Genomic DNA, 18,476 nt, shown 5'->3' on the forward strand with positions numbered 1-18,476 from the left:
GACCGACATATCCCCTCCAGTGCGCAGCTGCCGGATAGCTTCGAAAACCTCTACGACCCGCATGGGCTACTGCCGTTCCCTCCTGGCAATGACCCTGCATCTTGCAAGTTGTTGGTGAAAAATAGCAACATCATCCCGCAGTGTATCGAGGCGTATAAACGGAACATTGCTGGTTATGGTATTGCCTTGGAGTACATTCCGGGGGAGAGCGACCAGACGGCACTGGAGGAGTGGAACAGGGCTGACAAGTTTCTGGAGACCTGCAACCTGGAGGATACACCGGATGAGATCATCAGCTCTCTCATTGAGGATATTGAGAGCAGTGGGAATGCAAATGTGGAGGTTGCCTGGCCTGCAGGCAGTGAGTTCCCTACACTGTACCGAATCAATCCGAAATTCGTTCGTTGTACCCGGGAGACGGATAAGGTGACCATCAAGCGGAAGCGCCTGATCCGGTCATCGAAGAAGGTTGAGGAGTTCTCGCAGGATATTTACGCTCGTAAGTATGCAATGAAGCGCGGGCAGTCGGTGGTGTGGTTCAGGTCGTTCGGAACGGAGGGACAGGGCAATCAGATCATTCCCCTGAAGCTGGGTAATGACGGACCATACGGAGAGCCCCGCTGGTTTGGGAATGCGCCGGGCGTGGTCGGCAGCCGGGAGGCCGAGGAACTGAACGTTTCCTACTTCAGTAATGGCCGCATGCTGTCCATGCTGCTGACCGTTACCAATGGCCGGCTAACCAAGCAATCCATGGAGCTGCTTCGGAATGTTAAGGGGGCGCAGTCACAGGGCGGCATCTTGTATCTGGAAGCGATCGGGGAGGAGACCGGCGGACCGCTGGATGAGAAAGTGGAGAAGGTGGCCATCAAACTCGACAAACTTAATGATTTGCTCCAGCAGGATGCCTTGTTCCTGGAATACGGTAAGGACAAGAAAGCCGACATTCTATCATCGTTCCGACTGCCTCCGATCCTGGTTGGCCAGAGTTCCGATTATAACCGGGCTACGGCGCAAGCCGCGCTGCGCTTTGCGGAGGAACAGGTTTTTGAGCCTTACCGCAAGTGGATTATGGATGAGATCTTCAACAAACGTTTATTCCCGGCCATGGATATCTTTCGGGTGAGGGCGACCCTGCGCGGGCCGCGCATCATTGACCCAGAAGACCGGAAGGCATTGCTGGACTTTATTGCAGACAACGGTATTATGCTAGTCCGGGATTTGATTCCGATTGCCGAGGAAGTACTGGATACTACTATTGATGAATCCAAGTACAGCACCGAATACCTAGATACACCGATCGCCCAACTACTGAACAGCCAGTCGGCTATAACCGTGCCTGAACCTGACTCTGATGTGAACGATCTGCAGGAACAGGTGGCCACGATTGCCAAGCGCCTGCTGCGGCAGAGTCATGATGAGGTAGTCGGCCATGTGTAAGGATTGCTGGGAGCTCATCGCAAAAGCGGACGACACCGAGTTTCTGGATAGCCTGGAACTGACCCATGCGGAGCGGGCCGTGCTGGAGGAGTTGTATAAGCAGGGAGAGAATCGGATAGTCGAGATCCTTGAGCTGCAGGGGAAGGCCCTGCATGATGCAATTGAGGAGCTCAGCGAGGAGCTGCTGATTGATATCGGGGAGCTGGGCAAGGTTTTACAGTCCGTACAATCCGGTGATTTGTTCACAGTCCAGTTCGAGCAGGCGGTATATGACTCCTTCACTCCGTTGTTCCATTTGGCTGGTGAATCGGAGCTGACGGTGCTGAATACCGACAAGACCTGGTCCACGAAGAACAAGGCGGCGTCCCGGTTCGCCAAGAAGCTGCAGAAGCTTGTTCCGGATATGAACGGCACCAGCGCGGATGTCATGACCCGTTCCTTCCAGAAAGCCATCAAGGAGGGGAAGACACCTTCCGAGCGGGCGCTGTTGGTCCGTGAGATCAGCGCTGCTGCTGCCAAAGGTGATGCCGGCCCATTCAACATGGAGCGGGCTATTACCGTATCCCGGACAATGAGCACGGCTGCTGCCAACGGCGGTAAGCTGGAGGGCTGGAAGCAGTCCGAAGTGGTCAACGGAAAGAAATGGCGTTCTTCCAAGGGAGATCGGACCCGGAAGACGCACCGTAAGGCGAACGGCCAGGTGCAACCGCTGGACAAGCCTTTTGAAGTCGGTAAAAGCAAACTGATGTTTCCGGGAGATCCGAGCGGGCGGCCGGAGGAAATAATCCGCTGCCGCTGCACTATGCAGTCGGTACTGGAATAACAACAAAACCCAGTAGCCTGGCATAGCTACTGGGTTTGTCTCACGCTTTTATACTTCTTACTCTTGCAATTACCGATTACGGGAGCCCTATAGTGGGGCGTTGCCCGTCCAAGTATGGCGACTGGTCTTACAGCACGCGGGCTGAACAATCAGTAATACTCCAGATGCCACTGAAGCTTCTTTAAGAGTTGCCATGACTTATGCAGACGTGACCCTGCAAAAAACTGAGACCCTATTAGCACATGACATTTAGAAGATATAAATTATTCCACATGTAGCTTACCCTGCTAATTTCAGCGGTGACACTAGATTGTGAATATAACTATACCTCTAAACAGAAGAACGAGGGTAGGTCAAAAGTTTAGTCAACTTTGACCACTCCCTTCCAAATTACAGAATTTAGGCTCTATTAAAATATATATTCTTTTGGATAATTTTTCAATAGCGAAAGGAGGTGAGAACAGAATATGACCTTTAAACTAAAGGACGCCAAAATCACGCACATCTCCCTGGTGGACAAGGGAGCGAATGGCGTACCATTTGCCATCATCAAAGATGCCGGGAAGAATGCCATCCAGAAACAGGTGCAGATCGCTAAGATTGATGATGACAAGCGGATAGTCAAAGGCGTGGTGTATCAGCCGGATGTGGCAGACGCCCATGATGATCAAATGGACGAAGTCGAGATTGAGAAGGCAGCTCATCTCTTCCTGGAGCAGCAGCACACCTACAACATCGATAAGCAGCACGATCTCGAAGTTGACAAGGGATTTGTTATTGAGTCTTACATTGCTCCCTGTGATATGACACTTGGTGAGCAGCAGATCGCGAAGGGCTCATGGGTGGCAGCCGTGAAAGTGACGGACGATGACACCTGGGAGGCCATCAAGAAAGGCGAGATTACCGGATTTAGCATGTGGGGTGTTGGGAAGCGGGAAGAGATCGAGGAGGAAGAGGAGGTTTCCAAGGGGATTTTGAGCCGAATAGCCAAAGCGCTGGGCCTGAGTCTGATTGAAAAGGGTGCCGTCGCAGACAAATATCATAAGAACCGGAAGAACCGAGAATTTTGGGCGGCGCAGGATGCCCTCAACTCGGTTCTTTTTAATTGGGACACTTGGCAGAGTGGCATGGAAACCGATCCGGAGACCATCCGGGAGGCCCTTCAGGACTTTGTTGATATTGCTGAAGATGTGCTGACCAAGGAAGACATCGTCAAGGCCATTGGCTCTCCACCAGAGCAGATCGCCAAGGCCGGGAAGAAGATTTCCGCTGGGAACCTGAAACACATCGACGATGCCATCACCGCGTTGACTGAATTGAAAAATAAGACAGCTCCCGTACAAGAGGAGCCCGAGGAGGAAGACGATTTGAAAGCTGAAGATATTGCAAAGGCGGTTACAGCCGCAATGGCTCCGATCGCCAAGCAGGTGGAAGGCCTGACGGCTGAGATCGCGGAGCTGAAGAAAGAAGAAGGCGTTGAAGGTGAAAAGCCTGCAGGTGCTACTGCTCCGGCTGCGACCGCAGAAGAGACTGCAATCACGGATGCCATTGCCAAAGCCCTGGCACCGCTGAGTGAGCAGATGCAAGCTTTGGCAACAGATGTCCAGTTGGTGAAGAATAGCCGCGGTGCTTCCGCGCAAGGTGAAGAAGAAGAAATCAGCAAATCAGAGAGCTCCGTTAGTTTCGGACGCTTCCTGTAATCGAAGGAGGAATGCATACTATGAAAACAAACGGTATTATCACCAGATCTAGCATCCAGAAATCGACCATTGTAACCACGATGGATCAAAACGCCTTGAACTACGAGGAAGTCGAAGCCTTCACGGACATGGCGTATGAAGCTAACGGCTTCTTGAAAGGCATTCGTCATGAGAACCGAAAGAGTTCTAAAGGCACCATCGACAAGGTCGGTGTGCGGGGCCGGAATATGCGTAGTAAAAAAGAGAACATTATGGCGACCAACACTCCTGGATTGACCTTTCCACAGATTCCATATTCGGTGGAACCGGTGGTGCTGCCTTTCGATATCACTGAAGAGTTTATCCGCCAGACGCAGCGGGTTCGTGGTCAAAACGCTGAAGAGATCATCATGCGCAACATTGCCAACAACTACGGCGAAAATATGCAGGACATTGGCTTTAACGGAGATACGAATACACCTAACACAGACCCAGATTATGAGTTCCTGACGATCAATGACGGCTGGCTGAAGCTGGCCAGAACAACGGGGCATTATCTGGATTGGAGCACACTTTCGGCCAAAGAGAAGACTGGGGTTCTGTTTGAGGTGGAGCGGGCAATCCCGACCCGGTACAGAGCCGGCGGCGTGTTCAAATATTTCATGCACCCGAACACCTTCAGCGAAAGACTTCAGATGCTGGCTGAGAAAGACACCAGTGCGTCGATTCAGCTGCAGATCATGGGTGGTACGAAGAAAATTAATGCCTATGATGTTGAAGAGGTTTGGAGTATGCCGGAAGGTGCCATTCTCTTCACCTATCAACCGAACTTTGCAATGGTCCACACATATGATATGCAAATTAGAAAGACGACTGAGGGCAAGGAGGCAATCTGGACTGATAAGCGCTTCTACGCGATTCACTCTGACTTTGACGCCATCTTTGAAGAGCCGCAAGCGCTGGCCTATGTGGAAGGGGTGGAATTCTAATGCCATATGTGACCTATCGAGGAAGCAACGCTTCCCTTCGGCTGTATAGTATCCGGTTTGAGCCGGCTAAGCCGGTACTGGTGGAGGATGAGGCTGCGCTGAAGCACTTGCGGGAGAATTCAGATTTTGAAATCCATGAGGATAAGATTATTCCATTGGAAGATCTGACTGTTTCCCAGCTGAAGGACAAGGCGAAGAAGGCCGAGATCGATGGTTTTACTGACCTGAAGAAACCAGAGTTGATTGCTGCCCTAAAAGCGCTGGAAGGCGGCGATGTGCCGGATGTTAACAACCGTACTCCTTAAGGGACGCAGCCGCGTCAGCGCCGTACAGGAGGCTACTGACATTCAGCTCGTTCAGTACATCGATGATGCGCAGACTCGGATCGAGCTGTATTTACCCGTACCTTTCCCACTGGTGGCAGACAAACAGCTCATGCTGGCTTGGGTTAAGCTGGCGGAGTCTCTGGCCCTGCAGGATAGCGAGGAATATTTGGCTTCCGTCGCCCGTGGATATTCTGCGGAAAGTGATGGAGCCTGGACATACACCCGGCAGGCCGTAGAGGGAAAGACCACGGGCAATTCCGATGTGGACTCCATTCTCTTCCTGTGGGTCAAAAAGCAGCAGTCCGGGCCGGATGACGGGAACATCAAGGCCTATTTGCTATGAATCACCGCATGAATACCCCGCTGGCGGTATACCGGGTCGGCCGTCAGCAGGATGCGGACAACCTGTTCAGCGATCGGAAGGCGGGGAAGGTCGCGGATCTGAAGTGTTTCGTTGTTAAGACGCAGACAGATGCAAAGGCAGAAACCACACCTGTCATTTACATTGTGAAGAAGACAATCGGGGTTCCGAAAACAGCGGACGTCCGGATCAGTGACGAAGTGTTACTGTTCGGGCGCAGGTATCTTGTGATAGACTCCAACCCGCGCCGTTACTGGTGTGAGCTACTGGCGACTTGCGAGGTGAAGGGCAGTGAACATGCATGATTTTGACGGCCTGGCGAAGAAATTCAAGAAGCTGAGCGACGAAGGGGTAAATCAGATTCTCCGGAATATCGCGGAAGCTGTGGGCGAGACGCTGCTGAACCTGATCATCGATGAAATCGACAAGCAGGACCTCATCGACACCGGAACCATGTGGAATTCCTTTACCCGCGGAGCCGACGGCAGCGTATGGGAATGGGATGTCGACCGTAACAGCATTACGCTGGAGGTCGGGTCAAATTTGGGGACAAGCAGCAGCGATCCCAGTAAGCGCGGGTATCCGCGACTGCTGAATGACGGTTACACCATCCACAAAGCCCATTTCGTTCCGGGCTATTGGGCGTCCAACGGAACATTTGTCTATGACCCCAGAGCGAAGGGTGGATTTATGGCCAAACCACGTTCTTTCATCGGCCGGCATTACTTTGATATTGCAGTGAAGGAGTTGGAAGGCGGGATGAACGCGCTGATCATGAAGCGGTTGGAGAAAGAGCTGGGGAGGATGCTGTCATGATGGATGTTGGATTGAAAGCCTGGGCAGAACTCGTGCAGCGGATATACCCGGGGCTGCCGATTCTCCGAGATCGTTCCCTCTGGCTGGCGGGGCAGTTTGATCGTCCGAGCGTGTTCATCGAGACAGACCTTGTCTCTGATAAAACTCATACGCCGCGGGCAGACCGGATCATCGAGGATGTGGGCTTAGTTTTCCACTATGACAACGATCGTAGCGGGACAGAGGACGCAGGAGAGCCGGTCCCCTTGGATTTATCTCCCTTCTTTTTGTACCTCCGTCAGCAGCGGTTCTGCGTGGTCTCAAAGCGCTTCGGAATTATGATGGTGATTGAGGCACCGCGTACAAGGCCGCTGAATGACCGGATGGAAGTGACCTTCAGGTATTCATACTTGTTGAATATCCCCAAGCCGGTTGTCGAAAAAATCAACACCTTCAATACTGAGTATGATGGAAAGGAGCTTGAATCGTGAGTAATAATAATACCGGCCGGGGGCCGCGGCAGCAGCTGCCAAAACCGGCTCCCACAACGTCTGAGGATCTGAATAAACGAAGCAAGCAGGAATGGATTGAGAGCGCAGTTGTCTTGAAACGGGAACGTTTTGAGATTGCCGGCGCTCTTTTTGATTGTTCGAATGATGCCCTGCTCTCCCAGCAGGAGGTCACTCGTAAAGTGGAGGCCTATTTGGGCCTGACAACAAAGGAGGAAACAACGAATGTCGATACAACGGAGTAGACCCGGCGCATATGTTGAGCTGCAGGCGATTGCGAAGTCGCGCGTTCTGTCGGTATCTGGCCGCGTGCTGGTGCTGTACCAAGCGGAGTGGGGCCTGCCGAATAAAGCCGTGGATATGGCGGATCAGCCGGAGCGGTTCAAGGAAAGCGGACTGCAGGTAGATGAGCTGGAGCTGGCGGCTGAGAGTGGCGCGACAGTAATCGGTTACCGGGTGACTAACGGTAGCGAGAAGGTCGCTGCTGCAGCGGTGGATGGCAGTTACACTATTGAAGCCCGGTATCCGGGTACGCGTGGGAACGACTTTGAGTATATGATTCGTGCTGCCCTGGTAGATTCCAGTAAGAAGGAAATTGTCATCCGGGACACCAAAGGCATCTTTGACACCGAGACATTTCTTGTAGCCGACAAGTCCGAAGCCGTTGAGCAACTGAAGAAATCCAATATGGTCCGGTTTAAAAGCACTGGTTCAACGGCTTGGGCAGATGTGGCCTACACGAAGCTGAACGGTGGAGTCACCGGTACCGCAGCCATTACTGCAGCAAACTGGAGCGGCGTCTTCAACCGGATTGACGGTCTGGTTTTTGACGTTGTGTATCTTCCTTCTGCGGAAGCTGCTGTCCAGGCAGCGGCCAAGCAGTGGCTGCTGGATCGCCGGACCAAGGCGCGCAAGCTGGCACAACTAGTTATTGCTGGTGCCGCTTCTGCAGACGACGACATCGAGATCCATAATACCCGCAGCCGTGCTGCAAATGCCCGCTTTATTATTAATTGCTCTCTGGCCGGTGAACATACCAACGGTAAGACCTATGACTCTCTTCGGTGGGCTGCGTGGGTGGCTGGGTTGGTCGCGGGCACGCCGGCGAATCGGTCCTTTACAGGTGTTAAGGTGCCAATGACACAGGCTAAGGTGGACTGGAGTCATTCGGAGGTATTGAAGGGTTTGTCCGAAGGAACCCTGATGGCCACGCGAGACGGTTACGACTACATTATCGAGTCTGCCGTCAATACGCTGACCACGCTGGGAGCTGGGGAGCGGGAGGACTTCGGGAAGATCCGCGTGTCGATGACAATCGACCAGATCTTGAACGACATCTACGCTGCCGGTAAAGCCAATAAGGCCAAGCTGGACAATGACAAGGATGGCCGGGGGCTGTTCATCGCTGCGGTCGTTAGTTATCTGAAGGTACGGGCGCTACAGAAGGCCATCGGTGATGAATTCACTTTTACTGAGCACCCTACAAAGGTGAGCGACGCTGATTACGCATACTTTTCCCTGTCGGCGAAGCCCTTGGATGCGATTGAAATCTTTAATATTGATTGGGAGGTGGCGTAATCCATGGAACGCGAGCTGATTGGCCGTAATTTATCTGTGCAGGATGATAACGGGGATTCGATTCAGACCATTAAAGAAGTAGAAGTGATCCTGAAGCCGGAAACACTGGATATTATCCGCGCGCGGAAGATGTCCAAGACAAAGCAGATTGTGGGGTATGAAATTACGGTCAAACTGGTTATGTCGAAGCTGGAGTCGGCCCTTCGTTACCGCCTTCTGGCCGACTTTAAGGCGGGCAAGACCATGTTTTTGGACCGGATTACCGGCTCTCTCGAGGACATGCAGACCGGCAATGTAGAACGGGTGATGATTAGCGGGGTGCATATTCATGATGAGATGGATCTTCTGGTGGCGAAGATAGATGAGAACAACGGCATCGACATTACATTGTCTGGTACTGCCAATGACTTTGATTTCATAGAGCAGTTTCCGGATTATATGGCGTAGTCTATTGGAATTATCCTATCCATGAGTATTTTATTGTGCTATATTTGCATTATCTTACAATTGGTAGAGGTGGATACTTGAAGAAGAATTCCTTTAAGAAATATATAGTAACTAAAAATGTAATCTCTATTTTCTTGATTATTGTAGCAATTTTATGGATTATGTGGCCTGATTTATTAATATTGTTTTCAAAAAAGTTTGATATTTACTCAACCCTATTAATAGTTTTCGCATTACTTATTTTCTTTTTTGAAGCGTTAAAGAAACAATTTAAATCAGCAAAGGCAATAAAAAAAAGTACTTGGAATAAAGGAATATTATTGCTTCTGTGTTTTTCAATAATAATTCTACGAATGTTCTTTAAAGACTTGAATTTTGATAATACATCCTTGTATATACTTATTTTTATTGGTGTGATAATTTTGATACCTGATCTTAAAGATCTTTTATTAAGGATAAGAAAAGTTAAAAAAGGTGATTTTGAATTAGAAATAGGAGAAGCTTTAAGCGAGTTAAAGGAAGATGTTAATAAGGTAGAAGAGAAATTAGAGACCGATCCTGCGCCTAAAGCTAATTACTCAAATGACCCACCAGATATGATGAAATATATTATAGAGCTGGCTAATGAACCAAGAGCGCTGATCTTAATAACCTCTGCTGAGATTGAGAAAAGAATACGTAATCTTGGATTTGAAGCGGATGTAGAAAAAAATGATGATAAAATGCCGGTATTTATGTTAATGAAAAGATTATTTAACTATGGTGTGATTCCTGAAGAACTAATACCTCTCTATCGTAATTTTCAAAAAATACGTAATTTGGTTGCACACGGAAAAGGCGAAGAAATAAGTAATGCTGAGTTGTATGAGGTTTCAGAATTGGGTATAAGGATTCTTTCTTTAATACCAACTCATGTTGTCCGATAAATTATTTTTTAATGGAGTCGCCATAACTATGGCGACTCTTTTTATATCTAAATATGGAGGGATTATTATTATGAAAGATAAATTGGAGAAATACCTATCCAAAGGCAAAACAGGTCGCGATGATGATACCATTACTGTGCCAGCAGATGGTGAAGAATGGTCCGTTCGCCGTTTGACCACTATAGATGTGCGCCGGTCTTATGAACTGGCTTATGAAGAGAACGGTGATCCGAAAGAGTCCTATAACGAGATCGATGTCATGATTGTTAAGGCAACTGAACACGATTTCAACTGGAACGATAAGGAATTGCTGTTGGCCTTCAACTGCATCAGCAAGTATGAACTGCCGCCCCGCATCCTGGACAACCCTGCAGATTACTCTGAGCTCAGCAAAGCAGTAACCAAATTTCAGGAAACAAAGGATGCTCTGCTGAAAGAAGCAAAAAACTTATCCGGCGGGACGGAGAAGCAAGCTGGGTAGCCTCGTTTTGGGTTAATCAGCATCGACTGCCGACTGAAGTCCTGCCTTACGAGGTGGACAAGCAGCGGCAGTATTTTTTCTGTCTTGCCGCAGGGATGGTCGCTGAAGAAGAAGCCAAGCGCCTGGCCAATAAGAAATAGGCAGGAGGGGGGTGAACAACCATAGCAGCTACAACAAAAGTGACGGTCCCGTTTGAAGCGAAGGACCTTATTTCTGGTGCTGTCCGGAATATGCGAAATGCACTCCGCGGGGCAACTGATGATTTATTCGACTTCCGCCGGGCTGCAGGGCAGATGGGGGATAACCTGGTATCTGACCTTCGGCGGTCCCGGAGCGCGGCCGATGATTTAGGTGGCCGGATTGGTAACGTTTCGGATGAAGCTCGCCGTCTGGGACGTGCGAACGTGGATGATATCTTTCGACGCGCTCGATCCGGAGCAGAAGATTTACGCCGCTCAGCATCCCGTGCAGATGATGAGATCCGCGGTATGAGTGATTCACGAGTGCATATAAAAGCGCAAGATGGAGTCAGCCCGGTCATTGACGGGATTTCAAGCAAGCTAACGACTTTGGCAGCGACAGCCGGGGCAATCCTTATTGGCGGCGGGATTAAGGATGCTTTATTCGGGAATGTCATGGATTACTATTCTGAAGCTTCTCGCAGTGCGGCGCTGTTGCCTGCAGGGGTGCGAGATCAAGGTCTTCAGACTGTGAAGGACTTGAATGCTCAAGGCATTATCCCTTCTCAGACTGAGGGAGCCCGACAATTGGCAGATTTGGCTCCGCTGGTCCGGGATAAGTCGCAAGTCAGCGAATTTCTAAGGGCTTCATCAAATATGCAGTATGTCCGACCAGATGCCGGAGCAGAGGAAATTAACCGTGCATTGTCACAGTCGGCTGATACATTTCATGAGACCTACACTTCAGTGGCTGATAGTATGATGTATGCCTATAAGGAGGTAGGAGACAAGCAGCAAGATCTCTTCGATACCTTCTGGGAGTACAGCGGTTATTTCAAAAATACCGGTGCGAATTCCGGGCAGATGGCCAATTTCTTAACCCAGAGTGTGAAGGAAGGGGCCTTCAACTTTGACAAGCCCGCCGATTTCATCAAAGAAACATTCGGCGTAAAGGCCCTCGATGCTGGGGATATGGAGAAGTATTTCACCTTGCGTGGCGCTGGGAAGAACGATGCAGCGAAGCAAGCGGCAGCATTCACAGGAGATATTAACTCTGAAGATGAACAGCGAGCGAAAGGTGCTCTAATGTCACTGGTTGCAGACTTGGCCAGTCAAACGCAGAGTCAGCTGAAAGCTTCGCTGGTTTCGCTCGGCTCGGCTGCCGCAGAGGACAATGGGCTTGCTGTTCTTAAGACCTTCCAAGTGCCGTTTCAACCCGCGCCATCGGGGATTGCTGGGACAACAGAGAGAATGGTGCAAGCTCAACAGGCTGCTAATCCCATGCAGGATATTATTCAGACCCGCGCGCAGATTGATCAGCAGATGCAGGACCTGGGGGCTAATCTTTCGACTGCAGTCCTGCCTGCGCTACAAGAATTCAATACCCTAATCACGGAAAATAAAGATCAGATACAGGATTTAGGCACAAAAATAGTTGGTTTTGTTAGTAAGCTCACCAGCTTCTATAGTGATCATTTCAATGTAATAAATAGTACTTTAGGAGTTATTGCCGGTGGTCTTGTCGCAGTTAAAGGAGGCAAACTAGTTCAGAAAGGCTATACAAGTGTCAGAACAGCAAAAGAGTGGATTGGTCAGAAAAGAGGACGAGCAACATCTCCAATCGAAGAGGTTGGCACTCCTTCCCGCCGTAGATTCACTCTCAGACGTGGTACCACTGGTGGATCGAGTGGAAGTCTGGGGGGCGGCCTGAGTTCATTATCTTCTATGACTGTAAATGCCAGTGTGGTTTATCTTAATGATTCAGGCGGTTTGGGTGGATCTCTTGGCGGGCAGGGTAGTCGCCAGGGTGGCAGGTTGACCCGGCGTGGGCGCACCAGGGCTGCTGGTGGTTCAAGTACTCGAACTACAAGAGGCAGCGGAACTGGTGGCTCAATCAGAGCGCGCCGGGGAGCCCGGACGACCAATATACCAGATGTGGATTCAATTCCAGATGTAGCTCCAAGACGCGGGCGGGTCACTTACAGAAATACGGCTCGACTCCGGGGAACATCTGCTATTCCAGAAATTATATCTGATGTCTCGGATATACCAGCAAATCGTGGATTGTTAAAAGGATTGGCCAAAGGTGGAACCAAGGCTGTTAAAGCATTGGGGATTGTAGGTACTGTCGCAGGTATTGGCATGTCTGGGTATGACCTATATCAGGCTTCACAAGATAAGGGCTGGAAAGACGGCATTTCCTCAACGGGTGGGTCACTGACAGGAAGTTCGCTTGGCGGGCTTATCGGTGGTGATGTTGGTACACTTGCAGGGCCACTTGGTACTATTGCTGGAGCTGCAGCTGGGAGCCTTGTAGGCGAGAAGCTCGGTTCTTGGGCAGATTCAAGTGGAATTACCAAGTCTGTTGTAGACGGAGTGGTTTCGGCTGCTGGTGGTATTAAGGATGCGGCAGCTTCAATAGGTGGTTGGCTCGGCATCAATAATCAAAAGGAAAATAAGAAGCTGGAGGTTATCCCCCCTCCTGAAGCGAAAGTGACCTTTGGTAACATGACACCGCAGCAAGAGGAGAAGCTGAAGGCATCCTTCAGCCGTTTTAGCACAGATGTTGCTAAGAACGGGCTAGTGCCTGCTTTCAAAGGAGTGATTGAGAAAAGCGGTGTCCTGCAGGGCGTGGACAAGGTGAAATCGGAGCTCTCGGGCGTTTGGAAGAGCACGGAGTCTGCATCAGCGCAGAATAACATTGCTGCCGTGGGATCTGCAGCTAAAGGGACATCAATACAGGCACAACTTCTGGGCAGCACTACCAAAACAAGCACCGACAGTATTGTCGCGGGAACCAGCGCTGCTGGAATGGGTCTGCTTGGAATTGGAACATCTGTGAAGACTGCTGCAGATGAAACCAAGCAGCAGCTCCAATCGATTCAAACCGTCACAAGTCAGAGCCAGAGCTGGGGCAGCGGTATCATCACAGGCATCTCCCAGGGGATGCAGAGCAAGTTTCCAGAGCTGAAATCTACAGCAATGGGTGCAATGGGTATCTTGTCCACTCTGACCGGTACGGGAGCCAAGGTATCTTTTGGCGCTCCTGCATCATCAGGTGGCGGTGCCAAATACGCCAATGGTGGTGTCATTAATCGCCCTCATCTTGGGTTGGTCGGAGAAGCCGGTCCAGAAGCGATCATTCCGCTGTCTGCAGAGCGCCGGCAGCGTGGGGTGGAACTTTGGGAGAAGGCCGGGGCAATGCTGGGCGTCCGTGCTTATGCAAACGGTGGTATTGTTGGCGCGCAGCCTTTGCAGGCTCATGCGCTTCAAGCCAAAACCTTCATTGATGATAATAACGACAATATTGGTTACGGTGCCGGTTATGCTGAGGGCATCCATGGATCGCTCGATATGGTGAAGAAATATGGCGCCAAGCGTTATACCAGGTCTCTGAGCAAAGCGGCCAGTCTCACGGATGCCTATAAGATCCGCGCAACGGGTCACCGCTTACGTAGACAGGCTTCCAAGATGCGGAGATTTGCTAAAGGTTCAAAACTTCTCGGGAAAATAGTTCGACCGGTTGGTTATGCTATGGACGCCTGGGACGTCCTTTTCGCGGGCAAAGGGAAGAAAGGACGACAACTAGCCAAAGTAGTTGGTGGTATTGGAGGCGGTATGGCAGGTGGTGCGGCGACTGGCGCTTTACTCGGAACCTTCCTTATGCCAGGAGTCGGTACCGCTGTCGGCGGGGCGATCGGTGGCCTAGTGGGTACGATCGGCGGTGAAAAGTTGGCCACGAAGATTTTCGACGGCATATCGGGATTTTTTCGCCGTCGGAAGAAGCGTAAGAAGAAATATGCTGATGGTGGCCTAATTAGTTCCCCTCATATGGGGTTGGTGGGTGAAGCGGGTCCTGAGATGATCATCCCATTATCCAGGCAGCGGAGCCAACGGGGCAGAGCTTTATGGGAGCAAGCCGGCAGCTTGCTAGGCGTGAGGCCATATGCAAACGGTGGGGCGGTAGGAATGAGGTCCAGCAGTATTCCGGTGGCGAAGACACTGGCGCAGGCGCCCGCATCGACCCGCGACATTGTAATTGAGAATATCAATATCGACTTTGGAGAACTGGCCAAGGGAATAACGAATTTTGCTGAATTTGCGAAGATGCTGACCAGCCCGCAGGGGCGGTCCTTGTTCCGGAAGATATTTGGAGAGGAGCTATATAAGGCTCTGGAAAGCGGGGGATAATCATGCTGACCATGATTCGGGATAAGAACAGATTTACATTCCCGATTACGCCGGCGGAGATTCAAATTACAAGCAGCAACGAAATAGATTCCTTCACGGTGATTACCGGGGAGGAGAAGACCAGTAAGAGACTCACTTCGAAGCTGAAGCGGGTCTCTTTTTCTGTCATCTTCCCGCGGCGCTGGAATGATCTGTGGGAGAAGGGGAAGGAAACCATCACCTACAAATCTCCAGAACAGGCATGGAAGCTGATGGAGGAATGGAAGGCTAAGCCGGTTGTGATCAACTTCGAGTCACTGTTCTCGCAGACCATGTGGTTTGAAACGATGGAGGCCACCTATAAGGATGGCCAGGCAAACTTGCATATCGCCTTCACCTTCGTGGAGTTCGATCCGGTCAAAATTGTTTCTTACTCTAATACCCAGCAGTTATTGAAACCAGGTGTGATAATCACCAAATCATCCAAGAGCCGCCCGAATACTACCGGACAGACGGACAAAAAGAACCAAAACAAGAAGAGTGATAAGCAGAAGAAGGCTGAAGCAAAGGCGGCTGCCGACAATGCGAAAGGTAATTTCGATTACTTGTCTCAAAAGGAAAGGATTTTGGATAAAACCTCTACTCAAAAGTGAGGAGTGTAGATGGACAATTTTGCAGTTGTATATGGGAAGGAAAGCAACCGTATTTTACTGACGGATGCAATTGTCGAGCTGGCCTGGTCTTCAGCGAGAGATGAAATCGCTCGTAGTATGACCGTGCGGGTGCGGGATGCTGCAGACGTTAAGATAGCCGGTCTGTTGATGTGTTTTTCACAGCAATTATCAGGGGTTGGAGTGCTTCATCACAAAAACCAGTTCTTCTACGGACCGATTATCAAATATGAGCAAAATGAATTTTCTCGGGAGTGGGAAATCGATGCCCGGGAGATCAGCTGGTATTTGTCCAAAAACAAAGGTGTCCGTCCTTATCTTAAAGGGGAAGCCGGCGCGGAGCTACAGCGCTACATCAAGACTACTGGCATTGATTTCCGCTGTCCCGCTTTTGGTTTTAACCTGGACGAACGGTATGGAACGATTTCACACTCAGAACTCATCCTGGATGTGTTGCAAAAAGCATATGAGCGCAGCGGCTACCGGTATCACATTGATGTCGTCCGGACGGATTCGGGATTTTACCTGCAGGTGGTCCGCGAAGGGACAAATAGCCGGGTACCGGTGTTTATCCCTGAACAGATGGAATCCAGCACGGCGGGCTACAGCATTGAGGAAACCTATACGGTGGTTACTGCTCAAAAGTACAAGGATGACAAGTTGGCCTCCTCTGTAACAAAGACTGCGGCAGGCGCAGTCCAAGCAATGGGCCGTATGGAGGAAATCATTGAGGTTGAGGAAGATGAGGACCCGACCACGATCGCAACTCAGCGCCTGAAGGCTATGTCACCGGCTAAACAGAGCAAGAAGATCACAATCAAGCATGAAGATCATTCCCTCTCTGGGCTTAGAGCCGGTTGGATGGTGTTAATCAAGACGGACCATACATCCAAGTGGATTGTGGAGTCTGCGGAGAGCAGTTTTAAAAATGGAATGTATACCGTAAAGCTAGAGTTGGAGAGGAGGGAATAGCGGTGCTGAATGATGCGCTTAAGCTGCTGCGGGAAAAGACTGCCGGTCACATTGATGCCCGAGATACCGAGAGGGCCACACTGCTGAGCTGGCCGGGAAACCCTGCCATTCAAGTTGATGGCGATCAGGAGCCTTATCCTGCAGAGAAGCTAGTCTTTGCAGAGTATCTGCAGGAGCGTCGTATTGATGCTGTATTTGAGGTTAAGCAGCCTTCTACTTCTGCGCTCACAGGTGTCCTCGTTCTTCCCAGCCCGCTGCAGGCGGGTGATCGGCTGATCGTCTCCCGATTGACCGGGCAGCGCTATTACGTACTTGGGAAGGAGGTGGGCAGCAGTGGCGGATGATGGATTGTTTCCTGTTCTGGATTTGACAGACCTCGATGGCATAGAGTTGACGGAATCCGTCGTCTCTGCGACTAAGTGGACGTACGTCATCGATTATCGCAATCGGCGCGCCGTGTTTGATGATGCTGGTCATCCTACAAAGACCCGCACGTATCCAGAGTACTTGGTGCAGACAGCTTTGAAAATCCTCAATACAGAGCGTTTCCGTTATGTCCTTTACGGTTCCGAGGTCGGTGTCGAACGGTCCGAATGGTCCGGTTGGGAAGACGTGGAGATCAAGCGAGATATAGAAGAAGCCCTCTCTGCGCATCTGGAAATCCTTCGAGCGGAAGTGGAGATGATGGAGCGCGACGGCCAAGAAATGCATCTTAAAATATTGATTACCGGATCAGCCGGTCAGGCAGAATTGGAGGAGACGATATGACAATTAAACTAACCGATCTGCCCGTGCTCCCCTATATGCCGATCTTGGAGGAGGAGCCGGAGGAGATCTATCAGCGGTGGGTAAACCGCGCAATTACACTGGCGCAGGAACGCGGGCTTCCTCCGCCGCCAACCGGGGAAGGGGAGTATTTTTACGATCTTTGGTATCCGATCGCACTGGAGATTGCCGAGCAGCAGTCCTTGTGGACGTACGGATTCCTCCAGGGCTTCCCGATTTGGGCGGACTCCGAGTACCTGGACGGACATGGCTGGGCGGCTGGCTTAATCCGAAAGGAAGGGGAAAGCGACGACATCTTCCGGCTCCGTATGCTCGAACGGGCTGCGTCTGAGTTTGGTAGCGGGCGGCGGAAGGATTACGAGAGTTGGGCAATGGAGATGGCCGGAGTCGGCGGAGCCATGGCCAGGGAGAAGGAACGGCATGAGAACTCAATCGATCTTTACCTGACGGATTTGAATGGGCAGCCAATTACCGAAGAGTTTGCAGGGAAAGTGAAGGCGTGGATGTGGGAAGAACGTCGAATTGTCGGACATGATCTTCAAGTGCATCCGGCTCCAGTATTTACGGCCAAGATCGAGACGAAACTGCTGACTGTTATCGGTACCGACATGGCTGCCCTTGAGCAAACCATCCGGCAGCGCATTGCGGAGTATGCAAGCGGCCGGGACAAGCTGGTTTACAACTATGTGGCCGCGCTCCTGCTGGTTCCCGGTGTTGAGGATTATGAGAGCCTTACGATTAATGGAGCCGAGGACGACATAGTCATCCCGCCGACTTCGGTCCTACGGATTGAGGTGGTCCTGTCATGATCCCGCTGAGATACCGGGAAGTGCTCCCCCCGTACTGGTATGAAATAGACATGGCGGACCGGCATTTTTCAGTGATGGAAGAGGAAATGATCGCCCGTGAAAAGACCATTGATGATTTGAGTAATCAGTTTACTTTGAATCGTGCTACTTGGGCGCTGTGGGCCTGGGAGTGGATGTACTTCCGGAAGACGCAAGCCGGAACCGATGATGAGCGCCGGGAGGCGATCCGGCGGAAACGGTGGGGAGACCGGCCGTTCAGGCTGCCAGTATTGCGGGATATAGGTAATCAACACGGTAAGTTACTGAACATCACAGAGGATTTTCTGGCCAAAGAGATTCAATTTGAGTTCTCACTTTCCCAGCCAGTTAATATGGTTGGTCTGCAGGCAGACTTTGAATATATTCGTCCGGTTCACATCCGCCGGGCTGTGGTGAGTTCATCTGTTCCTTCACAAACGATCAATATTAAAGGTACTGGATACTCTCACGGAGTGGATTTCCCCATCTGTGGATTTGAAGTGCCGATGGGAGGCTGATA

General features: G+C 50.8%; 21 protein-coding genes. All 21 read left to right on the top strand.

What is annotated here, in order from left to right; translation table 11 throughout:
* Positions 1-114: 114 nt before the first annotated feature.
* The 21 genes from NST04_RS28975 to NST04_RS29075 all read left to right on the top strand — a co-directional run bounded on the left by NST04_RS28975 (position 115) and on the right by NST04_RS29075 (position 18,474).
* Complete coding sequence (locus NST04_RS28975; protein ID WP_341187338.1) at positions 115-1,437, top strand: phage portal protein; 1,323 nt, start codon at positions 115-117, stop codon at positions 1,435-1,437.
* Positions 1,430-2,260 (top strand): phage minor head protein, encoded by an 831-nt coding sequence (locus NST04_RS28980; RefSeq protein WP_341187339.1) that lies wholly within the window; start codon positions 1,430-1,432, stop codon positions 2,258-2,260. Before NST04_RS28975 ends, NST04_RS28980 begins: the two co-directional genes overlap by 8 nt.
* Positions 2,261-2,727: 467 nt before the next feature.
* Entirely contained in the window at positions 2,728-3,960 is a 1,233-nt protein-coding gene (locus NST04_RS28985; protein ID WP_341187340.1) for an XkdF-like putative serine protease domain-containing protein, read from the top strand.
* Between the two features lie 20 nt (positions 3,961-3,980).
* On the top strand, positions 3,981-4,928 hold the full coding sequence (locus tag NST04_RS28990; protein WP_341187341.1) for a major capsid protein: 948 nt from the start codon (positions 3,981-3,983) through the stop codon (positions 4,926-4,928).
* Positions 4,928-5,233 carry a Rho termination factor N-terminal domain-containing protein gene (locus NST04_RS28995; protein ID WP_341187342.1) on the top strand — a complete coding sequence of 102 codons (306 nt, stop codon included), beginning with the start codon at positions 4,928-4,930 and terminating at the stop codon, positions 5,231-5,233. Before NST04_RS28990 ends, NST04_RS28995 begins: the two co-directional genes overlap by 1 nt.
* Positions 5,211-5,597: a hypothetical protein gene (locus NST04_RS29000; protein ID WP_341187343.1), complete on the top strand. Its 387-nt coding sequence runs from the start codon at positions 5,211-5,213 to the stop codon at positions 5,595-5,597. The genes NST04_RS28995 and NST04_RS29000 overlap by 23 nt, the downstream gene beginning before the upstream one ends.
* Positions 5,594-5,920: a hypothetical protein gene (locus tag NST04_RS29005; RefSeq protein ID WP_341187344.1), complete on the top strand. Its 327-nt coding sequence runs from the start codon at positions 5,594-5,596 to the stop codon at positions 5,918-5,920. The genes NST04_RS29000 and NST04_RS29005 overlap by 4 nt, the downstream gene beginning before the upstream one ends.
* A complete protein-coding gene (locus tag NST04_RS29010) occupies positions 5,913-6,431 on the top strand; it encodes an HK97 gp10 family phage protein (protein WP_341188077.1) in 519 nt (172 codons plus the stop codon). Before NST04_RS29005 ends, NST04_RS29010 begins: the two co-directional genes overlap by 8 nt.
* Entirely contained in the window at positions 6,428-6,901 is a 474-nt protein-coding gene (locus tag NST04_RS29015) for a hypothetical protein (RefSeq protein ID WP_341187345.1), read from the top strand. The genes NST04_RS29010 and NST04_RS29015 overlap by 4 nt, the downstream gene beginning before the upstream one ends.
* Positions 6,898-7,164 (top strand): hypothetical protein, encoded by a 267-nt coding sequence (locus tag NST04_RS29020; RefSeq protein ID WP_341187346.1) that lies wholly within the window; start codon positions 6,898-6,900, stop codon positions 7,162-7,164. Before NST04_RS29015 ends, NST04_RS29020 begins: the two co-directional genes overlap by 4 nt.
* Positions 7,145-8,497: a phage tail sheath subtilisin-like domain-containing protein gene (locus NST04_RS29025; RefSeq protein WP_341187347.1), complete on the top strand. Its 1,353-nt coding sequence runs from the start codon at positions 7,145-7,147 to the stop codon at positions 8,495-8,497. The genes NST04_RS29020 and NST04_RS29025 overlap by 20 nt, the downstream gene beginning before the upstream one ends.
* A 3-nt stretch (positions 8,498-8,500) precedes the next feature.
* Complete coding sequence (locus tag NST04_RS29030) at positions 8,501-8,944, top strand: phage tail tube protein (RefSeq protein WP_154122335.1); 444 nt, start codon at positions 8,501-8,503, stop codon at positions 8,942-8,944.
* A gap of 77 nt (positions 8,945-9,021) precedes the next feature.
* Positions 9,022-9,870, top strand: a complete 849-nt coding sequence (locus NST04_RS29035) for a hypothetical protein (protein ID WP_341187348.1) — start codon at positions 9,022-9,024, stop codon at positions 9,868-9,870.
* Between the two features lie 70 nt (positions 9,871-9,940).
* On the top strand, positions 9,941-10,351 hold the full coding sequence (locus tag NST04_RS29040; RefSeq protein ID WP_341187349.1) for a hypothetical protein: 411 nt from the start codon (positions 9,941-9,943) through the stop codon (positions 10,349-10,351).
* A gap of 230 nt (positions 10,352-10,581) precedes the next feature.
* Positions 10,582-14,721, top strand: a complete 4,140-nt coding sequence (locus NST04_RS29045) for a hypothetical protein (RefSeq protein WP_341187350.1) — start codon at positions 10,582-10,584, stop codon at positions 14,719-14,721.
* A 2-nt stretch (positions 14,722-14,723) separates the two neighbouring features.
* Positions 14,724-15,353, top strand: coding sequence for a hypothetical protein (locus NST04_RS29050; protein ID WP_341187351.1), 630 nt, complete (start codon positions 14,724-14,726; stop codon positions 15,351-15,353).
* 9 nt (positions 15,354-15,362) lie between these two features.
* Positions 15,363-16,343: an XkdQ/YqbQ family protein gene (locus NST04_RS29055; RefSeq protein WP_341187352.1), complete on the top strand. Its 981-nt coding sequence runs from the start codon at positions 15,363-15,365 to the stop codon at positions 16,341-16,343.
* A 2-nt stretch (positions 16,344-16,345) separates the two neighbouring features.
* Positions 16,346-16,687 (top strand): hypothetical protein, encoded by a 342-nt coding sequence (locus NST04_RS29060; protein ID WP_341187353.1) that lies wholly within the window; start codon positions 16,346-16,348, stop codon positions 16,685-16,687.
* The gene (locus NST04_RS29065; RefSeq protein ID WP_341187354.1) at positions 16,677-17,111 is read left to right on the top strand and encodes a DUF2634 domain-containing protein; all 435 of its coding nucleotides are present in this window, start codon (positions 16,677-16,679) and stop codon (positions 17,109-17,111) included. The genes NST04_RS29060 and NST04_RS29065 overlap by 11 nt, the downstream gene beginning before the upstream one ends.
* Entirely contained in the window at positions 17,108-17,938 is an 831-nt protein-coding gene (locus NST04_RS29070) for a baseplate J/gp47 family protein (RefSeq protein ID WP_341187355.1), read from the top strand. The genes NST04_RS29065 and NST04_RS29070 overlap by 4 nt, the downstream gene beginning before the upstream one ends.
* On the top strand, positions 17,935-18,474 hold the full coding sequence (locus tag NST04_RS29075; protein ID WP_341187356.1) for a hypothetical protein: 540 nt from the start codon (positions 17,935-17,937) through the stop codon (positions 18,472-18,474). Before NST04_RS29070 ends, NST04_RS29075 begins: the two co-directional genes overlap by 4 nt.
* Positions 18,475-18,476: the final 2 nt, after the last annotated feature.

This window comes from Paenibacillus sp. FSL H7-0756 (assembly GCF_038006765.1).
GTDB lineage: Bacteria > Bacillota > Bacilli > Paenibacillales > Paenibacillaceae > Paenibacillus_AQ.